This is a genomic window from Jejuibacter sp. L23, from assembly GCF_050815825.1.
Taxonomy (GTDB): domain Bacteria; phylum Pseudomonadota; class Gammaproteobacteria; order Enterobacterales; family Enterobacteriaceae; genus Jejubacter; species Jejubacter calystegiae.
In genome coordinates this window covers 603512-619721 of record NZ_CP138199.1, presented here as the reverse complement: position 1 = coordinate 619721, position 16210 = coordinate 603512, and the positions used below count along the sequence as shown (strand labels likewise).

The window sequence follows — 16210 nt, the reverse complement described above, 5'->3', positions numbered from 1 at the left end:
GTATAGAGGTTTTCCCGGGCGCTGTCACGCCGCGCCGGACATTCCGGCCCGAACCGTAGCCGCCACGTTACGCGCAGTACGGTAAATATTGTCGAAGGCGTTATCCAGCGCCTCTTCCAGCGTCACAATGCCATTCAGTACGCTAAAGACCGCATCGATACCGTGCCGATGCACTACCGCAACATCCGACGCCAGGCTACCGGCAATGCCGATTACCGGCTTATGGTACTTCGCGGCCACGTTGGCCACACCGACCGGCACCTTGCCCTGGACGCTCTGGCTGTCCATGCGCCCTTCGCCGGTCACCACCAGGGTGCAGTTATGGATGTGCTCTTCAAGATTCAGCGCGTCGGTGACAATCTCCACCCCGCTTTTCAGCTCCGCACCCAGGAATGCCAGCAGCGCCGCGCCCATACCGCCAGCGGCGCCCGCGCCTGGCGCCCGGGTCACATCAATATTCAGGGTCTGCTCAATCACCATCGCGTAGTGCGCCAGGTTTTCGTCGAGCAGGCGAATCATCTGCGCATCGGCGCCCTTCTGGGGCCCAAAGATACAGGATGCGCCATTCTCGCCGGTCAGCGGATTGGTAACGTCGCAGGCCACCAGGATCTCGCAGCGCTTCAGCCGCGAGTCCAGGCGCGTCAGATCGATGCGATTCAACGACGCCAGCGCGCCGCCGCCCGAACCAATCTCGCGGCCGTTGCCATCCAGCAGCCGGGCTCCCAGCGCCTGAACCATACCGGCCCCGCCGTCGTTAGTGGCGCTGCCGCCGATGCCGATAATAATCCGCCGGGCGCCGCTTTCCAGCGCCGCCAGAATCAGCTCGCCGGTACCGCGTGAAGTCGTCAGCCGCGGATCGCGCGCCGCCTGCGGCACCAGCGCCAGACCGCTGGCCTCCGCCATCTCAATAAAGGCGGTATGGCCGTCACCGGAAAGTCCCCAGCTAGCGGTCACCGGCTCGCTCAGCGGTCCGGTCACCCGTTCCTGCATCCAGCGCCCTTGCGTCGCGGCAATCATGGCCTCCACCGTTCCCTCGCCGCCGTCGGCGACCGGCACGCAGACATACTCCGCCTCGGGAAAGATCTCCCGAAATCCCTTTTCAATGGCCTGCGCCACCTGGGCTGCGGGAAGGCTCTCTTTATACGAGTCGGGTGCGATTACGATTTTCATAAACAGTCCATGACAGCGCCACGCGGGCGAGAAAAGCAGGGCGCCGGGCGCGCCCTTCTCATTCAGCCATTACTTACTGACTTCAACCTTTGCCAGGTTCTCATAGTAGCGAGCCAGCGCGCTGTGATCGGAGGTACCATGACCATCGGCACGCAGCGCCTGCATCATCTCCATTACCGCCGCAGTCAGCGGCAACTGAGCCCCCACGCCGTGGGAAGTATCCAGTGCGTTCGCCAGATCTTTGATATGCAGATCGATACGGAAACCCGGCTTGAAGTTACGCTCCAGCACCATCGGCGCTTTAGCATCCAGTACCGTACTGCCCGCCAGCCCGCCGCGAATCGCCTGATAGACCAGTTCGGGATTGACCCCGGCCTTGGTAGCCAATACCAGCGCTTCGGACATGGCGGCGATATTCAGCGCCACAATCACCTGATTAGCCAGTTTGGTCACGTTACCGGCGCCAATCTCCCCGGTATGCACCACCGAACCGGCCATCGCTTTCATCAGATCGTAATATTGATCGAATACCGCTTTATCGCCGCCCACCATCACTGAGAGGGTGCCATCAATCGCTTTCGGCTCGCCGCCGCTTACCGGCGCATCCAGCATGCTAACGCCTTTGGCCTGCAGCGCCGCGCTGATATCGCGGCTCGCCAGCGGCGCAATAGAGCTCATATCAATAAGAGTCAGCCCCGGATGCGCCCCTTCGATCAGACCGTTTTCCCCTAATGCCACTTCGGTGACCTGAGGCGAGTTCGGCAGCATGGTAATCACCACGTCACACTGAGCCGCCACCTCTTTAGGGGTCGCCGCGCTGCCTGCACCGATTTCAACCAGTTCCGCCGTAGACTCCCGGTTATGATCCAGCACCACCAGCGAATAACCCGCTTTGATCAGGTTTTTGCTCATCGGTTTGCCCATGATCCCCAGGCCAATGAAACCCACTTTTACTGTCATGACGTTGTTCTCCTGATAATTCGTTGTGTGATTACTTTTTAAAGCGGTCCGCCAGATTCTGGGTGGCGGCGCGGAAGACCCCAAGATCGCTGCCCACCGCCACAAAGGTGGCGCCCCACTCCAGGTAGCGTCGGGCGTCCGCCTCTACCGGCGCCAGAATGCCGGAAGGCTTGCCGTGCGCCCTGGCGCGCTCAAAGATATGGGTAATGACCCGCTGAACCTCCGGATGCCCCGGCTCGCCCAGATACCCCAGCGCAGCCGAAAGATCGCCGGGCCCCACGAAAATGCCGTCCACGCCGTCGGTGTCAGCAATGGCATCCAGGTTATCGACCCCCAACTGGCTTTCTATCTGCACCAGCACGCTGATGTTGTCGTTGATCTGGCGGAAGTAGTCCGGCGCCGTGCCGTAGCAGTTACTACGATGCGAAACCGACACGCCGCGAATCCCCTGAGGCGGATAGCGGGTGGACGCCACCGCCTGTCGCGCCTCTTCCGCGGTTTCGACAAAAGGGATCAGGAAGTTATAAAAACCGATGTCCAACAGCCGCTTGATAACCACCGGATCGTTGGTCGGCGCCCGTACAACCGGCGCGCTACCGCTACCCTGCAAGGCCATCAGTTGGGGAATAAAGGTGGTAATATCGTTTGGGGCATGTTCGCCGTCCAGCACGATCCAGTCGAAACCCGCCAGGCCCAGCACCTCGGTGCTGATGGGGTTCGCCAGCGCGCTCCAGCAGCCAATCTGAATCTGCTGTGCTGCCAGGGCAGCCTTAAAGGGGTTAGGAAAGATATTTTTATTCATTGGGTTAACCCTTGTCTGAGAGGTGAGTTCTGGCGCGCCGGGCGGCCCATTTACGGAGACTGAACTGTCATCCAGTATAAGCCGCTCTCCTCCGGGCGACATTGGGCGTATGCCCAGGAGATGATTTGGCGTTACGTTTTTTTATGGTCATCTGACTGACTCTGTGGGGGATTACCCACAGATTTAGATTTTGCAGCCCCTGTCTCCCGGGGCTTTGCCGCTCAGAGTGAGCTAAATCACATTTTCCCGTCTGGCATTACCGCATCCTTTTTAACCACATCCCCGGGGCAGCGCTGTGAAATTGGGCTGCCTGATATCTGTGAAATAACGAATAACACGCGTAAACAGAGCGCTGGAGACAGGTGAACAATGAGCAATCCGGAAATCGCACAACCCGTATCGCTGCCGTTTTACATCCGGGTTAACCCCCAGGATAACGTCGCCATCATCGTCAACGACGGCGGCCTGAAGGCCGGAACCCATTTTCCGGACGGTCTGACGCTAACCGAACACATTCCTCAGGGTCATAAGGTCGCCCTGACGGATATCGCCGACGGCGGCGCCATCGTGCGCTATGGCGAGATCATCGGCTATGCGCTGCGCGCCATTCCCCAGGGAAGCTGGATCGACGAATCGCTGGTCGCCCTGCCCGAAGCGCCGCCGCTGGAAAGCCTGCCCCTGGCAAACCGGGTACCGGAACCGCTGCCGCCCCTGGATGGCTACACTTTCGAAGGCTACCGCAATGCCGACGGCAGCGTAGGCACCAAAAATCTGCTGGGCATTACCACCAGCGTCCAGTGCGTTTCCGGCGTGGTGGACTATGTGGTGAAGATTATCGAGCGCGATCTGCTGCCTGAATATCCCAACGTCGATGGCGTGGTGGGGCTTAATCACCTCTACGGCTGCGGCGTGGCGATTAACGCGCCGGCTGCCGTCATCCCCATCCGTACCATCCATAATCTGGCCCTGAACCCGAACTTCGGCGGCGAAGTGATGGTGGTGGGGCTGGGTTGCGAAAAGCTCCAGCCGGAACGGCTGCTGCAGGGAACCGAAGATGTCACGCCCATTGCCGTAGACGCCGCAAGCGTGGTGCGGCTGCAGGATGAACATCACCAGGGTTTCCGCTCGATGGTGGACGATATCCTGGCGGTAGCCCGCCGCCATCTGGAAAAACTGAATCAGCGGACCCGCGAAACCTGCCCGGCATCTGAACTGGTGGTGGGAATGCAGTGCGGCGGCAGCGATGCGTTTTCTGGCGTCACCGCGAACCCGGCAGTGGGCTTTGCCTCGGACCTGCTGGTGCGCTGCGGCGCTACGGTGATGTTTTCCGAAGTCACCGAGGTACGCGACGCCATCCATCTGCTCACCCCGCGCGCCGCCGATGTGGAGGTAGGGAAAAGGCTGCTGGAAGAGATGGCCTGGTACGACGACTACCTGAATGCCGGACGCACCGACCGCAGCGCCAACCCGTCACCGGGCAACAAGAAAGGGGGGCTGGCGAACGTGGTGGAAAAGGCGCTGGGCTCCATCGCTAAATCGGGCCAGAGCGCCATCGCCGAAGTGCTGTCACCCGGCCAGCGCCCTACCCGCCGTGGCCTGATCTACGCCGCCACCCCGGCCAGCGACTTCGTCTGCGGCACCCAGCAGGTGGCATCCGGCATTACCTTACAGGTCTTCACCACCGGACGCGGCACTCCCTACGGTCTGGTGGCAGTACCGGTCATCAAGATGGCGACCCGCAGCGAGCTGGCCAGACGCTGGTATGACTTAATGGATATCAATGCCGGTACCATCGCCACCGGCGAGGAGAGCATCGAAGAGGTAGGCTGGCGCCTGTTTCACCTGATTCTTGACGTGGCGAGCGGCCGTAAAAAGACCTTTTCCGACCAGTGGGGGCTGCACAACCAGCTGGCGGTGTTCAACCCGGCGCCGGTGACCTGATATCGACGGCGGCAGCCCGTTTCTGCGGGCTGCCGTGGCTTACAGAATGCGCCAAAATCCGCCTTTTCTCGCACCTGCGCGCTGTAACTTCCCTTCGTGCTGCAGTTTTTGCAAATGACGCTCCACCGTTCTGGCACTGACCCCTAGCACTGCCGCCAGATTAGCAGCCGTTGAGCGCGGTTCCTGTTTCAACTGCTGGAGAATGCGGACTTCCATCGACGTCGGAAAATACGTTTTTTGTTCCGACATTTGTTCCGACATTTGTTCCGACACATTCGCCTTTTGCGCTATCCCTTCCTGCAGTGCCGAGCGGATATTCATCAGCATAAACTCAACAAATGCAGAGCAGTCACTGGCTTTATCACATTCTCTCAGTATCTGATAATAGCGCTGCTGTTGATGATGGATCAGGGTTTCCACTGGCAACCAGGATAGTTCAATACGCCATTGGCTCAGGATCAGCGTTTGCCACAGCCGCCCCATACGCCCATTACCATCCAGGAAAGGGTGAATAAATTCAAATTCATAATGAAATACAGAACTGGCAATCAGCGGATGCAGCTCCGTATTCCGAAGCCAGGAAAGAAGATCGTCCAGCAGACGCGAAAGCTGAGATGCAGGAGGAGCCATATGTACCAGTTGGCTGCCACGATATATACCTACATCGCCCTGCCTGACTTGCCCGGGGGAATCCACCAGGCCGGTCATCAGCAGGCGATGTGCGCTAAGAAGATCCTGAAGGCGCCAGGCCTTCCAGACGGGCATTTTGTCATAAGCCAGAATTGCATTCCGTACCTCCTGAATCTCTTTTTCAGGCGCCAGCACACGCTTCCCGTCCATAATCGCAGTCACCTGCCCGGTGGTTAACGAGTTATGCTCAATGGCCAGCGATGCCTGAATAGTACGGATTCGGTTCTCTTTACGCAGTAACGGCGACGCTCTTCCCGCCTGAGCCGCCCAAAAACCTAGCAGTTCACCTATCTCAACAACCAGATTGAGGACTGATGGCGTAATGGTTAAAGGCGGCTGATAGCGGCTCAATGGTTATTCTCCCTGCTGCTCCAGCGCGTATTTATACAGCGCGTTTTTCTTCACGCCGTGGATTTCGGCCGTTAGCTGGGCCGCCTTTTTCAGCGGTAGTTCGGCCTGCAACAGCGCCAGGGTGCGCAGGGCATCGGCGGGCAGCGCCTCTTCCTGCGCCTTATGGCCCTCGACGATCAGCACCATCTCGCCCTTGCGGCGATTTTCATCCTCTTTCACCCACGCCAGCAGCTCTGCCACCGGCGCGCCGTGAATGGTCTCCCAGGTTTTGGTCAGTTCGCGCGCCAGCACCACATAGCGCGTATCGCCCAATACGCTGCGGATATCTTCCAGGCTTTCCAGCAGTCGATGGGTGGATTCGTAGAAGATCAGAGTGCGCGGCTCGTTTTCCAGCGCCTGAAGCGCATCGCGGCGCCCTTTCGATTTCGCAGGCAGAAATCCCTCGTAACAGAAGCGATCGGAAGGCAGACCGGCGGCGCTCAGGGCGGTAATGGCCGCACAGGGGCCCGGCAGCGGCACCACTTTAATCCCCGCTTCCCGACAGGCACGCACCAGATGATAGCCGGGATCGTTAATCAGCGGCGTGCCGGCATCGGAAACCAGGGCAATGCTTTGCCCTTCCTGCAATCTGCTACGCAAAATTTCCGCTTTTTGCTGCTCATTGTGGTCATGTAGCGCGAACAGACGCGCATTAATCGCAAAATGCTGTAGCAACAGCCCGGTATGGCGGGTATCCTCCGCGGCAATGAGATCAACGGCCTGCAACACCTCCAGCGCACGCTGCGTGATGTCGCCCAGATTGCCGATGGGCGTAGGCACAATATAAAGCGTACCGCCAGAAATCGCCGTTGAATCGTGTTGTTTCATTGTTTCATCTCTATTGCCGAATTAATATTTGTGCACTGAGTAGAAAAGCACTGGATACAGTATGGTACCGTCTAAATTAGTTCGTTCGAAGGCCGGGCGCTGTCTGCCGGTCGTGCTGGCAGCCCTGTTTTTTGCCGGCTGCGGCACCCAGGCACCGGAAAAAAACACCGCCCTGCTTCAGGGCGACGCTAAGGCCAACTCTGCGTTCTACCTGCAACAAATGCAGCAGAATGCAGATAATAACAAGACGACATGGCAATTACTCGCCGTTCGTGCACTGCTGCAAGAAGGGAAAACCAGCCAGGCCACCGAGCTATGGAAGCAGGTACCCACTGAGCTGACCGACGCACAGCGTCAGGAATATACGTTGCTGAGCGCTCAGGTGAAGATTGCCGCTAAGGACTACAAGGGTGCGACCTCCGCGCTGGACCAGCTCGATGTTGAACAGCTTCCCGCTTCCCAGCAGGCGCGGTACTGGCAGGCCCGTATCGACGCAAGCCAGGGGCGGCCGTCCCTCGATCTGCTGCGCGCACTGGTAGCCCAGGAGCCCCTGCTGAAGGGCGACGCAAAGCAGAAGAACATCGACGCCACCTGGCAGGCCCTTTCCGCCATGACCCAGGAGCAGGCCAGAGCGCTGGTGATCAACGCCGATGAGAACACCTTACAGGGCTGGCTGGATCTGCAGCAGGTCTGGTTCACCAATCGCCGCGATCCGAAGATGATGCAGTCGGCTATCAAAGACTGGCAGACCCGTTACCCGCAGAACCCGGCTGCAACCCAGTTGCCGACGGCGCTGAGCAACGCCCAGAACTACAAACCGGCTTCCACCGATAAGATTGCGCTACTGCTGCCGTTAAACGGCCAGGCGGCGGTCTTTGGCCGCGCGATTCAGCAGGGCTTTGAGGCGGCGAAAAACGCGGGCGTCAGCCCGGCGCTGCCGCCCCAGTCCCAGCCAGCGCCTCAGGACGCTCCTGACGCCGCCCCCAATGCGGACCAGCCAGCGCAGGCTTCGGATGCCGACAACCAGCAGGAAGCAGCCAGTAACAACGACGTTGCCAGCCCCTCCTCGGCCCCGGTGGACGATCTGACCGGCGAACGCTCGCAAACCCCGCAGCCGCAGCTGGATTCCGCGCAGCAGACGGAGGAACAGGCCCCGCAGGCGCCGCAACAGCAGACCGACGCGGCCGCAGCTACGCCGCCGCAGGCAACCACCGCCCCGGCGCGCCCGCAGGCCAATATTCAGGTGTACGACACCTCCAGCCAGCCTATTGAGCAGATCCTGGCCCAGGCCCAGCGCGATGGCGCCTCGCTGGTGGTGGGACCGCTGCTGAAAAACAACGTCAATAAACTGGCGTCCAGCAACAGTCCGCTCAATATTCTGGCGCTGAACCAGCCGGAAAACGTCACCCCCACAGCGAACATCTGCTACTTTGCGCTGTCGCCAGAAGATGAAGCGCGCGATGCCGCCAATCACATCTGGCAGCAGGGCAAGCGCGCTCCTCTGCTGCTGGTGCCCTACAGCGCCCTGGGCGATCGGGTCTCTAAAGCCTTCGTCGATCAGTGGCAGAGCCTGGGCGGCGGTACCGTCCTGCAGCAGAAATTCGGCTCGGTCGGTGAGCTGCGCCAGAAAATCAACGGCGCCTCCGGCATTGCGCTGACCGGTACTCCGGTAAACGGTAGCCAACCGGCAGACAGCGTCACCAGCACGCCGTCGCCGGTAACGGATAGCGCAGCCGGTCAGAACAGCGGCGGCGTGGATTCCGCCTGGATTATGGCCAGCCGTAACGAGATTTCACTGATTAAGCCGCTTATCGCAATGCGTACCGGCAGCCACAGCGGCGTCCAGCTCTATGCCAGCTCGCGTAGCGCCCAGGCCGGTTCCGGGGCCGACTTCCGTCTGGAAATGGAAGGACTGCAGTTCAGCGAAATCCCCATGCTGGCTGGCGATAACCCCGGCCTGATGCAGCAGGCGTTAAGCGCTTCCAACGGCGACTACTCGCTGGCGCGCCTGTACGCTATGGGCGTGGACGCCTGGACCATCGCCAATAACTTCTCGCAGATGCGCCAGCAGCCCGGCTACCAGGTCAACGGGAATACCGGTACCCTGTCGGCCACGCCGGACTGCGTGATTGGCCGGAAAATGGTATGGCTCAGGTACCAGCAAGGCCGCATCGTTCCGGCGGGCTACTAAACCGCCAGCGGTTGGGCGCGAGCTATGAGGCCCGCGCCCGCCGCTGGCTGGAGCGCAAGGGACTGCGCTTCCTTGCCGCTAACGCGCATCTCCCCGGCGGTGAAATCGATCTGATCATGACTCAGGGCCACACCATCGTCTTTGTGGAAGTTCGCTACCGGCGCAATTCTCTTTACGGCGGCGCAGTCGCCAGCGTTACGCACGCCAAGCAGCAAAAACTGCTGCGTGCCGCCCGTTCGTGGCTTGCCCGCCACAATGGGAGTTTTGACACTGTGGATTGCCGTTTCGATGTGTTAGCCTTCACCGGCGATGAGGCTGAGTGGATCGTCGACGCTTTTACCCTTAACAGATAATTTGTATTTTATTTCAAAGGATTATCGTGCTAGAAAGAATCAAAGTCTGCTTTACGGAAAGCATTCAAACCCAGATAGCTGCGGCAGAAGCGCTTCCGGATGCCATTTCTCGTGCGGCGATGACGCTGGTTCAGTCTCTGCTTAACGGCAATAAGATCCTGTGCTGTGGTAATGGCGCCTCCGCCGCCAACGCCCAGCACTTTGCCGCCAGTATGATCAACCGTTTCGAAACCGAACGCCCCAGCCTGCCCGCCATTGCGCTCAATGCCGACAACGTGGTGCTAACGGCCATCAGCAACGATCGCCTGCAGGAAGAGATTTACGCCAAGCAGGTTCGGGCGCTGGGTCAGGCGGGAGACGTACTGCTGGCGATCTCGACGCGCGGCAACAGCCGGGATATTGTTAAAGCCGTCGAGGCGGCAGTGACGAGGGATATGACCATTGTCGCACTCACCGGATACGATGGCGGTGAACTGGCCGGTCTGCTGGGGCCTCAGGATGTGGAAATCCGCATTCCCTCCCAGCGCAGCGCACGCATTCAGGAGATGCATATGCTGACGGTTAACTGCCTGTGCGATCTGATAGATAACACCTTATTTCCCCTACCGGGATGATGAAAGGAGCACTCATGAAGGTATTAACGCCCCTGGCAGTTTTGATGGCTGCCCTGTTATTGCAAGGCTGTGTCGGCGCCGTTGTGGCCGGTAGCGCCGCCGTTGCCACCAAGACCGCCACCGACCCACGTACTATGGGTACCCAGGTGGATGACAGCACCCTGGAGCTGCGCGTGAATAATGCGCTCTCGAAAGATGAGCAGTTGAAGAAAGAGGCGCGCATCAGCGTCACCGCTTATCAGAGCCGCGTGCTGCTGACCGGCCAGGCCCCCAGCACCGAACTGGCCGCACAGGCTAAGCAGATTGCGCTGGGCGTTGATGGCGCCAGCGAAGTGTACAACGAAATCCGTCAGGGCCAGCCGGTTACCATGGGTACCGCCTCTTCGGATACCTGGATCACCACCAAAGTCCGTTCCCAGTTGCTGACCAGCGACCAGGTGAAATCTTCTAACGTTAAGGTCACCACCGAAAACGGCGAAGTCTTCCTGCTGGGCGTCGTCACCGAGGCTGAAGGTAAGGCCGCGGCAGATATCGCCAGCCGGGTCAGCGGCGTGAAGCACGTCACTACCGCTTTTAACTACATTAAATAGCGCCGGAACATAGCGCTAAAATAATGGCGGACAGCACTGGCTGGCCGCCATTATTTTTTTCACCGCCAATCAAATAACCAGGATAAAGACGCTATTTCCTGCCTGCTATCGTAAACTTATTTGTTTTTCCGGACGGCCTTTAAAAACCGCGACAAACGGTAAATCATTATTTTCGGATGCGGATGATGTAACAAAAAAGATATTACCCCGCCAGGCGGCGGGGTAATCATATTAGAAGGTCACGCCAGCAGATGCGTACAGACCGTCATACAGGGTGTGGCTCGGGCGGCCATGCTTGCCGTCGACGCCCGCGTAGCGGTAACCGGCCTTCAGAGTCACCAGAGAGATGGGGCTCCAGCTTACGCCTGCATTAGCTTCGGTGTAGTTTTTCACGCTGTTATTCAGCCCTTCCGGCGCCACGTAGCCTTCGCCGAACAGCGCGATGCTGTCGGTCAGGTTTACGCTAAGGCCGCCGCCGATCGGGAAGGCCACGCCGTTGTCGCCTTTCTTCGGCCCGATGTAGAGCGCTTTCGCCCCCACGTTCGCCATGACCGGACCCAGGCCCAGGTTATAGCCAATGCCCGCGCCGCCGACCTGGGTGCCGTCGTCAACGTTTTTCAGCCAGTTACCCTGCAGGTAGAGGCCGCTGGAACTTTTGCCCATTTCGGCTTCCAGGTTGGTCCAGTTTTTACCGCCTTCAAAGCTTACGCCCATTGCGAAGGTAGAGCCGGAAACTAACAGGGCAGACAGCGCCGCAATTTTAATTGCTTTCATAATAACCACTACTTAAAAAAGGTGAGACCACGATATCCTTAATTAATTATTAACTCCCGGCAGACATTAACATCCCGTTATCAATCTGAGTTCAGAACATCTTCATCCATAAAATGACATCCTGACGTAAACCCTTTGCCTCAGGATATACCGAAAGCGCCCGCCGATTATAAAGGTTGTGCCGGGCACCTCAATACATTCAGGCAGGATATTGAACTGCGGTTAAGAAACTAAAGATTATTCCGATTCGTACGTGCGAGAAATGGCCCGCAGCTTCCCGGAATGCAGAATCTGGACGCCCTGATAAGCGCTAAAGGCGGTGTCGCGCAGCGCCGTTGCCACATCACGCGCCTTAATAGCATGCCAGCGGCCAGGCAGCAGGCGAAAAAGCGGCGCGAACAGCGACTCATTCAGGCGCCGTTTTTCCCGATGACCCAGCAGCATAGAAGGACGAGCGATGGTCAACCGCGGCCAGTCCTGGGCAATCAATGCCTGCTCCATCTCCCCTTTCACCCGGTTATAGAAAAAAAGCGAGTGCGCGCTGGCGCCCATACTGCTGACGACCAGCATCTGAGTCGCTCCCAGCCTGCGCCCCACCAGCGCGCTGTCCACCACCAGGGTGTAATCCGCCAGCACAAAGGCGTTTTTACTGCCAGCTTCGCTACGGGTGGTTCCCAGGCAGCAGAAAACAGTGTCCACTGGATCGCTCAATGCAGCCATAGCATCACTAAGCTGAGGATCGCAGGGGTTAAACACCTTCGGCGATTCGGGCAGCGGACGGCGGGTCGGCGCCGCGATATGTTCCACCCGCTCATCCTCAATCAGTAATTGCAGCAGTTCCCGGCCCACCAGCCCGGTGGCTCCGACGATCATAACCCGGCTCATCTGTTGCCTCCTTAACCCGATCCCCGCCTGACGGATCAGTCGGGATGACGCAGCCAGCTCAGCTTTTTACCGAAGCCGAGCGTATTGTCGGTAAACTTTAGTTCATCCAGACGGATCTCCCAGACCGGCGCCGACATCGCCCGCGCCACCGGAAAGCGGCGGCAGTAGAGTGCGCGCCTTTCTTCCGCCTCATCGCCTTCCAGTAAACGCAGCTCGCCGCGATACTGCACGCCGCGAATCAGCGCCACGGTCTTCGGCTGGCCGTTAACCGTTCCCGCCACCCTGGCCAGCCCGTTGGCCATCTGCCCATGTCGGGTATCAGTATCGCTCAGCAGATAGAAGGCGACGCGCCCGGCATCGAACACATAAAAAGCATTAGCGCACCAGATATCTTCTTCCCGGGTGAGGCAATACGTCACGACATGCTGTTTTTTCAGCCAGCGGCTGATGGTTGTCAGGGCATCCATGGCAAACTCCAAATCTTTTTTTGAGGGTAGCTGATAACCGCGCCGTGTCGCCAGTACACAGACGTGCTAAGGTGCGTTAACCGCCCGAAATACGTAAAAATGATGTCTGACTGGTCACTCTATATCATCCGAACCGCCCATAATCACCTCTATACCGGTATTACTACCGATGTGACGCGCCGCCTGCACCAGCATCAGACAGGGAAGGGGGCAAAGGCGCTACGCGGCAAAGGGGAGCTGCGGCTGGTTTTCAGCCGTCAGTTGGGAGATCGTTCGCTGGCGCTGCGTATGGAATACCGCATCAAGCAACTTTCCCGGGCGCAGAAAGAGAAGCTTATCGGCAACAGCAGCGATTTCGAGTCGCTGCTGGCCGCGCTTAAAAGCGATTGAAGTGGTCGGAATACTCCACCTGGCCACCAACGCCTTCCAGCGCATCATCCGCCAGGCGATGCACCTGGAACGCCTTTTCGGTGTCCGGCCAGCGGCAGCGCAGACCATAATTCGCGGCGGTTTCAAAGCCCAGATGCCCGTAGAATGCCGGTTCGCCAAGCGCCACTACGGCGGCATAACCAAACTCATTGAGTGAATCCAGCCCCTCAAAGATCAGCTGGCGGGCGATCCCCTGGCCGCGCCAGTCTTCATCCACCGCCAGCGGCGCCAGACCGACCCACTGTAGCTCTTCGCCCTCGACGCTCACCGGACTGAAGGCCACATAGCCCACCACTTGTCCATCGTCATCCGTTGCCACCAGGCCCAAGGTCAGTTGCCCGTCCTCGCGCAGCGCGTGCACCAGACTTGCCTCGCCGCCGCCGTCAAAGTTACGGCGCAGCAGGGCATCAATACCCGGCGCATCAATAGGGATCTCGACTCGAATCAGCATGCTTCACCTACCGAAGTTTCTTTCGCAGGCGGCGCCGTTTTCAGCCCCGCCTCTACAAAGTCAGCCAGCTGTGTCAACAGAACGCGCAGCGTTTTCGGCATGGCGTCCAGCTCGATGGCATCCATCAGGTTTTTAACATACAGCCCCAGCTCCGTGTCCCCTTCGATCACCAGGCGACGCTGGAAAAAGAGCGTATCCGGATCCTGCTTACGGGCGGCGATCAGCAGAAGATCGTTAGCGTCGGCGCTAAAGCTGACGTCCGCCTGCCCCTGCTCGCGCACCACCAGCTTACCGTCCTGAACCGAAGTGAGCCAGCGCAGGCCGATATCGCGTACGTTGATACTCAACCAGCGCTCCTCGAGGAAATCAAGTTCGCCCTCTTCCAGCGCCTGACGGAACTGCCAGCCCAGCAGCTGTTCCAGCAGCTGGCGCTTGAGCGCAAAGGGGGTCAGCACAATCGGGGTCCTGACCAGAGACGGGCCAAGCTGTACCAGACGGGAACGCAGTTTCTCCAACACGGGCTTTACTCCTTGCGAAATAGTGAGCCGCTATTGTGCCACACTGGCGCACGCGGATAGCGGCCCAAATCAACAATTCTACGGCTGACGGCGCAGCGCGCTACCCCATCATTACGCGATTAGCTGCCTCAAATCAAAAAGTGATACAGACAGGTTAACTAAAATCGCTGTTCGTTAACCACGCCCGTCAGGCCACGGCGTGAGCTACCTACCCACTATTCAGGATACGCTATGGAATTGCTTTGCCCGGCCGGGAACCTTCCGGCGCTGAAGGCGGCTATCGAAAACGGCGCCGATGCGGTTTACATCGGCCTGAAAGACGACACCAATGCCCGCCACTTTGCCGGCCTCAACTTTACCGAAAAACGGTTGCAGGAAGCGGCCAATTTCGTCCATCAAAAAGGGCGTAAGCTGCATATCGCCATTAATACCTTCGCCCATCCGGATGGTTTTTCCCGCTGGGAGCGTGCCGTGGATATGGCGGCGCAGCTGGGGGCCGATGCCCTGATTCTGGCGGATCTTGCCATGCTGGAATATGCCGCAAAGCACTATCCCAACGTGGAACGCCACGTCTCGGTGCAGGCATCCGCCACCAATGAAGAGGCGATCCGCTTCTATAAAAACCATTTCGATGTCTCCCGCGTGGTACTACCTCGGGTGCTCTCCATCCACCAGGTGAAGCAGCTGGCGCGCGTAACGCCGGTGCCGCTGGAGGTCTTCGCCTTCGGCAGCCTGTGCATTATGGCCGAAGGACGCTGCTATCTCTCTTCTTACCTGACCGGCGAATCGCCCAATACCGTTGGCGCCTGCTCTCCCGCCCGTTTCGTGCGCTGGCAGCAGACCAGCCAGGGTCTGGAATCGCGCCTGAACGAGGTGCTGATCGACCGCTACCAGGATGGCGAGAATGCCGGGTATCCCACGCTGTGTAAGGGTCGCTACCTGGTGGACGGTCAGCGCTACCACGCGCTGGAAGAGCCCACCAGCCTCAATACGCTGGAACTGCTGCCGACGCTGCTTGCAGCCGGTATCGCCTCGGTGAAAATCGAGGGGCGCCAGCGTAGCCCGGCCTACGTCAGTCAGGTGGCGAAAGTATGGCGCCAGGCTATCGATCGCTGCATGGCGAACCCCGAAGGCTTCACGGCTCAGCCGGAATGGATGGAGGCGCTGGGCGCCATGGCCGAAGGCACCCAGACCACCCTTGGGGCTTACCACCGCAAGTGGCAGTAAGACAAGATTCGATACGCCACCGCAAGTGGCGACAGGAGATGAGATGAAATACTCCCTTGGACCGGTACTCTGGTACTGGCCAACTGCGCGGCTGGAAAGCTTTTATACCTCTGCCGCGAACAGCAGTGCCGATATTGTTTACCTGGGCGAGAGCGTTTGCAGCAAACGACGCGCCACTAAAGCCGGTGAATGGCTGGCGATGGCGAAAGGCCTGGCCGCCGCGGGTAAACAGGTGGTGCTCTCCACCATGGCGCTGGTGCAGGCGCCTTCCGAGCTCAACGAACTGAAGCGCTACGTGGAAAACGGCGACTTTATGATCGAAGCCAGCGATCTGGCCGCCGTGAACATGGCCGCCGAGCGCCGCCTGCCTTTCGTAGCCGGTCACGCCCTGAACTGCTATAACGCCGTGACCCTGCGCCTGCTACAGATGCAGGGCATGGTGCGCTGGTGCATGCCGGTCGAGCTTTCCCGGGACTGGCTGGAAAACCTGCTGAACCAGTGTGAAGACCTTGGGATCCGCAACCGCTTTGAAGTGGAAGTACTGAGCTACGGCCATCTGCCGCTGGCTTATTCCGCCCGCTGCTTTACCGCCCGTTCGGAAGACCGGCCCAAAGACGAATGCGAGACCTGCTGTATTAACTACCCGAACGGTCGCGATATGCTGTCTCAGGAGCAGCAGAAGGTCTTTACCCTGAACGGTATTCAGACCATGAGCGGCTATGTCTATAACCTTGGTAACGAGCTGGCGTCGATGAAGGGGATGGTGGATATCGTTCGCCTGTCGCCGGAAGACGAGTCCACGCTGGAGATGCTAAACCGCTTCCGGGATAACGAAGCGGGGAAAGCGCCGCTCAGGCTGGCGCCCAACGGCGACTGCAACGGCTACTGGCGCCGGGTATCCGGGCTGGAGCTGGTGCTGGATTAAGCTCC

At 59.1% G+C, this 16210-nt stretch carries 18 protein-coding genes; 8 read left to right on the top strand and 10 right to left on the bottom strand.

Features of this window, described 5'->3' with window-relative positions:
• Positions 1-24 precede the first annotated feature (24 nt).
• The 3 genes from SCU88_RS02880 to garL all read right to left on the bottom strand — a co-directional run bounded on the left by SCU88_RS02880 (position 25) and on the right by garL (position 2932).
• Positions 25-1170: a glycerate kinase gene (locus SCU88_RS02880; RefSeq protein WP_175341528.1), complete on the bottom strand. Its 1146-nt coding sequence runs from the start codon at positions 1168-1170 to the stop codon at positions 25-27.
• A 69-nt stretch (positions 1171-1239) separates the two neighbouring features.
• Positions 1240-2130 (bottom strand): 2-hydroxy-3-oxopropionate reductase, encoded by an 891-nt coding sequence (gene garR / locus SCU88_RS02875; RefSeq protein WP_431810081.1) that lies wholly within the window; start codon positions 2128-2130, stop codon positions 1240-1242.
• 31 nt (positions 2131-2161) lie between these two features.
• A complete protein-coding gene (garL, locus tag SCU88_RS02870; RefSeq protein WP_138095547.1) occupies positions 2162-2932 on the bottom strand; it encodes a 2-dehydro-3-deoxyglucarate aldolase in 771 nt (256 codons plus the stop codon).
• 369 nt (positions 2933-3301) lie between these two features.
• Between garL and garD the strand changes: the two genes are divergently transcribed.
• Complete coding sequence (gene garD, locus SCU88_RS02865; protein WP_138095546.1) at positions 3302-4873, top strand: galactarate dehydratase; 1572 nt, start codon at positions 3302-3304, stop codon at positions 4871-4873.
• 39 nt (positions 4874-4912) lie between these two features.
• Here garD and SCU88_RS02860 read toward each other — a convergent pair whose 3' ends face one another.
• Both SCU88_RS02860 and rsmI read right to left on the bottom strand, forming a co-directional pair.
• Positions 4913-5914, bottom strand: a complete 1002-nt coding sequence (locus SCU88_RS02860; protein WP_175341529.1) for a Fic family protein — start codon at positions 5912-5914, stop codon at positions 4913-4915.
• Positions 5915-5917: 3 nt separating this feature from the next.
• Complete coding sequence (gene rsmI, locus SCU88_RS02855) at positions 5918-6781, bottom strand: 16S rRNA (cytidine(1402)-2'-O)-methyltransferase (protein ID WP_175341530.1); 864 nt, start codon at positions 6779-6781, stop codon at positions 5918-5920.
• A gap of 61 nt (positions 6782-6842) precedes the next feature.
• On the opposite strand from rsmI, the gene SCU88_RS02850 reads away from it, so the two are divergent.
• From SCU88_RS02850 to dolP, 4 genes are read left to right on the top strand one after another with little or no spacing between them, the layout of a single operon-like run.
• A complete protein-coding gene (locus SCU88_RS02850; protein WP_175341531.1) occupies positions 6843-8972 on the top strand; it encodes a penicillin-binding protein activator in 2130 nt (709 codons plus the stop codon).
• Positions 8927-9325: a YraN family protein gene (locus SCU88_RS02845; protein WP_138095542.1), complete on the top strand. Its 399-nt coding sequence runs from the start codon at positions 8927-8929 to the stop codon at positions 9323-9325. Before SCU88_RS02850 ends, SCU88_RS02845 begins: the two co-directional genes overlap by 46 nt.
• A gap of 26 nt (positions 9326-9351) precedes the next feature.
• Positions 9352-9939 carry a DnaA initiator-associating protein DiaA gene (diaA, locus tag SCU88_RS02840; protein ID WP_138095541.1) on the top strand — a complete coding sequence of 196 codons (588 nt, stop codon included), beginning with the start codon at positions 9352-9354 and terminating at the stop codon, positions 9937-9939.
• A gap of 14 nt (positions 9940-9953) precedes the next feature.
• Positions 9954-10529, top strand: coding sequence for a division/outer membrane stress-associated lipid-binding lipoprotein (dolP, locus tag SCU88_RS02835; protein ID WP_138095540.1), 576 nt, complete (start codon positions 9954-9956; stop codon positions 10527-10529).
• Positions 10530-10760: 231 nt separating this feature from the next.
• Here dolP and SCU88_RS02830 read toward each other — a convergent pair whose 3' ends face one another.
• The 3 genes from SCU88_RS02830 to SCU88_RS02820 all read right to left on the bottom strand — a co-directional run bounded on the left by SCU88_RS02830 (position 10761) and on the right by SCU88_RS02820 (position 12655).
• Positions 10761-11303: a YfaZ family outer membrane protein gene (locus SCU88_RS02830; protein ID WP_138095539.1), complete on the bottom strand. Its 543-nt coding sequence runs from the start codon at positions 11301-11303 to the stop codon at positions 10761-10763.
• 237 nt (positions 11304-11540) lie between these two features.
• Positions 11541-12188, bottom strand: a complete 648-nt coding sequence (locus SCU88_RS02825) for an NAD-dependent epimerase/dehydratase family protein (protein ID WP_175341532.1) — start codon at positions 12186-12188, stop codon at positions 11541-11543.
• 35 nt (positions 12189-12223) lie between these two features.
• The gene (locus SCU88_RS02820) at positions 12224-12655 is read right to left on the bottom strand and encodes a YhbP family protein (protein ID WP_138095537.1); all 432 of its coding nucleotides are present in this window, start codon (positions 12653-12655) and stop codon (positions 12224-12226) included.
• A gap of 102 nt (positions 12656-12757) precedes the next feature.
• Here SCU88_RS02820 and SCU88_RS02815 point away from each other — a divergent pair, with 102 nt between their 5' ends.
• The gene (locus tag SCU88_RS02815; protein ID WP_138099136.1) at positions 12758-13045 is read left to right on the top strand and encodes a GIY-YIG nuclease family protein; all 288 of its coding nucleotides are present in this window, start codon (positions 12758-12760) and stop codon (positions 13043-13045) included.
• Here SCU88_RS02815 and SCU88_RS02810 read toward each other — a convergent pair.
• Both SCU88_RS02810 and ubiT read right to left on the bottom strand, forming a co-directional pair.
• Positions 13032-13535 (bottom strand): GNAT family N-acetyltransferase, encoded by a 504-nt coding sequence (locus tag SCU88_RS02810; RefSeq protein WP_175341533.1) that lies wholly within the window; start codon positions 13533-13535, stop codon positions 13032-13034. The genes SCU88_RS02815 and SCU88_RS02810 overlap by 14 nt on opposite strands.
• Entirely contained in the window at positions 13529-14053 is a 525-nt protein-coding gene (gene ubiT, locus SCU88_RS02805) for a ubiquinone anaerobic biosynthesis accessory factor UbiT (protein WP_138095535.1), read from the bottom strand. The genes SCU88_RS02810 and ubiT overlap by 7 nt, the downstream gene beginning before the upstream one ends.
• Before the next feature lie 231 nt (positions 14054-14284).
• Here ubiT and ubiU point away from each other — a divergent pair, with 231 nt between their 5' ends.
• Together ubiU and SCU88_RS02795 are read left to right on the top strand one after the other, a co-directional pair.
• A complete protein-coding gene (gene ubiU / locus SCU88_RS02800; RefSeq protein WP_138095534.1) occupies positions 14285-15280 on the top strand; it encodes a ubiquinone anaerobic biosynthesis protein UbiU in 996 nt (331 codons plus the stop codon).
• Between the two features lie 43 nt (positions 15281-15323).
• Entirely contained in the window at positions 15324-16205 is an 882-nt protein-coding gene (locus SCU88_RS02795) for a U32 family peptidase (protein WP_175341534.1), read from the top strand.
• The last annotated feature ends 5 nt before the right edge of the window (positions 16206-16210 follow it).